Genomic DNA, 3,218 nt, shown 5'->3' with positions numbered 1-3,218 from the left:
GGAAAAAGTACCTGAATTTTCCCCCTGATCACTCCCATGCCTGGTACTTTTTGATTGACAAAAAGTCTAAAAGTCTTACCCAACAAGGTTTTTAGATTTATTCAGCAGACCCTAAATAGAGGCAATAGGCAATAGGCAATAGGCAATAGGCAATAGGCAATAGGCAATAGGCAATAGGCAATAGGCAATAGGCAATAGGCAATAGGCAGCTTTATTCTCCCCACACCCCGCACCCTACACCCCACACCCTACACCCCACTTCCCACTCCCCAAAAAAAGGAATTGGGAGAAAAAAATTTAATTCTGCGTCAAGGATTTTGCAAGGCAACTGGGCAACATTTTGGAATTCTGCTCAAATGCTCCTATCATGAAGTTGACTTTACTACCGATCGAGTTTAAAACTTATATAATCGTGGGTTTGAGGAGTGAAAACAGTGAAAAAAGTTAATTTTAACGGCCAACCTTTCCATTTCATCGGTATTGGCGGTATTGGGATGTCAGCCCTCGCTTATATCTTAGCCAAGCGCAATTTACCTGTGTCTGGCTCGGATTTACGTCCTACTCATATCACCCAACGTCTACAGGGAGCGGGAGCGCAGATTTTCCACCGTCAAGAGGCAAATAATTTAGCTTTATTTCATTCTCCGGGCCCGCAAAACAGTAGCCAAACAGTTCCGCAAGTAATCTGCTCCACGGCGATTAATGACCATAACAAGGAATATCAAGCGGCCAGAGACTTAGGATACCCAATTTTTCACCGTAGCGACGTTTTAGCGGCTTTAATCGCCGATTACGACAGTATCGCCGTCGCTGGAACCCACGGAAAAACCACCACTAGCAGCCTAATCGGTTACGTTCTCCTGGAAGCGGGATTAGACCCCACGATCATTGTCGGTGGTGAGGTGGACGCTTGGGAAGGTAACGCTCGTCTTGGTCAAGGTCGTTTTTTAGTAGCTGAGGCCGATGAGTCCGATGGTTCCCTAACCAAGCACGCCCCGAAAATCGGCGTAATCACTAATATTGAGCTAGATCACCCCGATCACTACCATAATTTAAGCGAAGTTATCGACACTTTCCATGAATTCGCTAATCAGTGCCAGATTTTAGTCGCTTGTTTAGATTGTGACACGATCGCCGAGCATTTCTGTCCGACGATTAGTTATAGTCTCGATCCCGAAAAAGGTGCGGATTACACCGTCAGCGAGATTATCTATGAACAGGGAATGATGAAAGCTTCCGTCTGGGAAAAAGGTAGTTATTTGGGACAAATGGAAGTGAAAATCCCCGGGCAACATAATATTAGTAATGCTTTGGCAGTGGTTGCTATCGGACGTTATCTCGGTTTAGAATTTGCCGTTATTGCCGATGCGATCGCTACTTTTGCCGGGGCAAAACGCCGTTTTGAACACAAGGGAGAGGCAAACGGCATTACTTTTATCGATGATTATGCCCACCATCCTAGCGAATTGTTGGCTACTTTAGCGGCGGCAAAATTGAAGGTAGAAGGCAAACAGTACCAACGTTCGATCGCTATTTTCCAACCCCATCGCTACAGTCGCACCACTGCCTTTTTAGAGGAATTCGGCTCCGCTTTCAGTTCCGCCGATGTGGTAGTGTTAACGGATATTTATAGTGCTGGGGAAGTGAATATCAATCACGTCACTGGGCAGCAAGTGGCCGAACAGGTGAGAAAACACCATAAAAATGCCTACTATCACCCCGAATTGAGTTCTTTAGGTCAATTCCTGCTAGAAATTCTCCAACCAGGGGATCTAGCTCTGTTCGATAGGGAAATTTCAGCTAAATTCCCCACTACCCCAAAACCCTAAAACCCCAACCCTCAACACCCAACACCCAAAACCCTAAAACCCCAACCCCGAGCTAGGAATGGGGAAATGGGGAGATAGGGAGATAGGGAAATTTCAGCTAAATTCCCCACTACCCCAAAACCCTAAAACCCCAACCCTCAACACCCAACACCCAAAACCCTAAAACCCCAACCCCCAACCCCCTAAAACCCTATGATTAAAACCTCTGTTTCTCTAGCTGATTTCACTTCCTACCGGGTGGGGGGAAGAGCGCAATGGTATGCCGAACCCATTAATCTAGAGGAATTAAGAGAAGTGTTCGCTTGGTGGCGATCGCAAGATTTGCCCTTGACTGTTTTGGGGGCTGGTTCAAATTTACTAATCAGCGATCGAGGTTTACCCGGACTTGTCCTCAATACTCGCCATCTGCGATCGAGTTGTTTTGATGGCGAAACTGCTACGATTACAGCAGCAGCGGGGGAACCCCTGCCAAAAATAGCTTGGAGAGCGGCAAAACGGGGCTGGAGGGGCCTAGAATGGGCGGTGGGTATCCCCGGTACGGTGGGGGGTGCTGTGGTGATGAATGCGGGCGCACATACCTCCTGTGTGGCGGATCGATTAGTACGGGCGCTGGTATTAAATCCCGATGGTCAGTTAGAAACTTTAAGCAAAGAAGATTTAAATTATAGTTATCGCAGTTCTTCTCTGCAAGGGGATCAACGTTTAGTTATCGAAGCCACATTTCAGTTAGAAGCTACCGATAATCGCAAGGAAATAATGGCAATTACTACCCATAATTTACTCCATCGCAAAAGTACCCAACCCTATGATCGTCCTAGTTGTGGTAGTGTTTTCCGCAATCCTAAACCGCAATTTGCCGGGGCTTTAATTGAGGAAATGGGATTAAAAGGTTATCAAATTGGTGGGGCGCAAGTATCAGAATTACACGCTAATTTTATCCTGAATATTGGTTCGGCAAAAGCGTCGGATATTCTGCGTTTAATTCGTCATGTGCAGGAACAAGTGTTCGATCGCTGGTCTTTGTGGTTAGAACCAGAGGTGAAAGTTTTAGGGGAATTTGACGGGATTTAACTATTTTTCTCGATAACGGTGGAACTCAGCCGCGATGGGCTGGAGTGCGACGGCAGATATTTTTTTGACATCCTCGCCGCCGTAAAACGGACGGCGATTCCTCACCACGCCACCTTTTTAGAATGGTCGCGTCAATGGGGTTGACGCTTCACGGGATGCTGCTTCTTTAACAGAAGTCTTACGCTTTCCGACCCGTCCATTTTGAGTGTCCGAATGCCCTCCGGCCACTTTGAACAAGTCGAAAAAATCCAATGTTCAACCTTATTTCCTAGAAAGTTTTACTCGTTCAAGGCCGAATTTGAAGTCTTTTCTGAACGA

3 protein-coding genes are annotated in these 3,218 nt (G+C 46.5%); all 3 read left to right on the top strand.

All coding sequences use genetic code 11. The features are described from left to right. The first annotated feature begins 434 nt into the window (after positions 1-434). Entirely contained in the window at positions 435-1,829 is a 1,395-nt protein-coding gene (gene murC, locus EWV84_RS08120; RefSeq protein ID WP_287077595.1) for a UDP-N-acetylmuramate--L-alanine ligase, read from the top strand. 192 nt (positions 1,830-2,021) lie between these two features. Next, complete coding sequence (murB, locus tag EWV84_RS08115; RefSeq protein WP_287077594.1) at positions 2,022-2,900, top strand: UDP-N-acetylmuramate dehydrogenase; 879 nt, start codon at positions 2,022-2,024, stop codon at positions 2,898-2,900. Positions 2,901-2,918: 18 nt separating this feature from the next. Beyond that, the gene (locus tag EWV84_RS08110) at positions 2,919-3,044 is read left to right on the top strand and encodes a hypothetical protein (protein WP_286824026.1); all 126 of its coding nucleotides are present in this window, start codon (positions 2,919-2,921) and stop codon (positions 3,042-3,044) included. Positions 3,045-3,218: the final 174 nt, after the last annotated feature.

Origin of the sequence: Microcystis sp. M_QC_C_20170808_M3Col, from assembly GCF_007095505.1 — a bacterium.
Classification (GTDB): Bacteria; Cyanobacteriota; Cyanobacteriia; order Cyanobacteriales; family Microcystaceae; genus Microcystis.
The sequence above is the reverse complement of the archived record's forward strand: the minus strand, read 5'-3'. Positions and strand labels throughout refer to the sequence as shown.

Bases quoted from the DNA above. Each gene is read 5' to 3' on its own strand.
- murB (WP_287077594.1), top strand. From the start codon at position 2,022: ATGATTAAAACCTCTGTTTCTCTAGCTGATTTCACTTCCTACCGGGTG.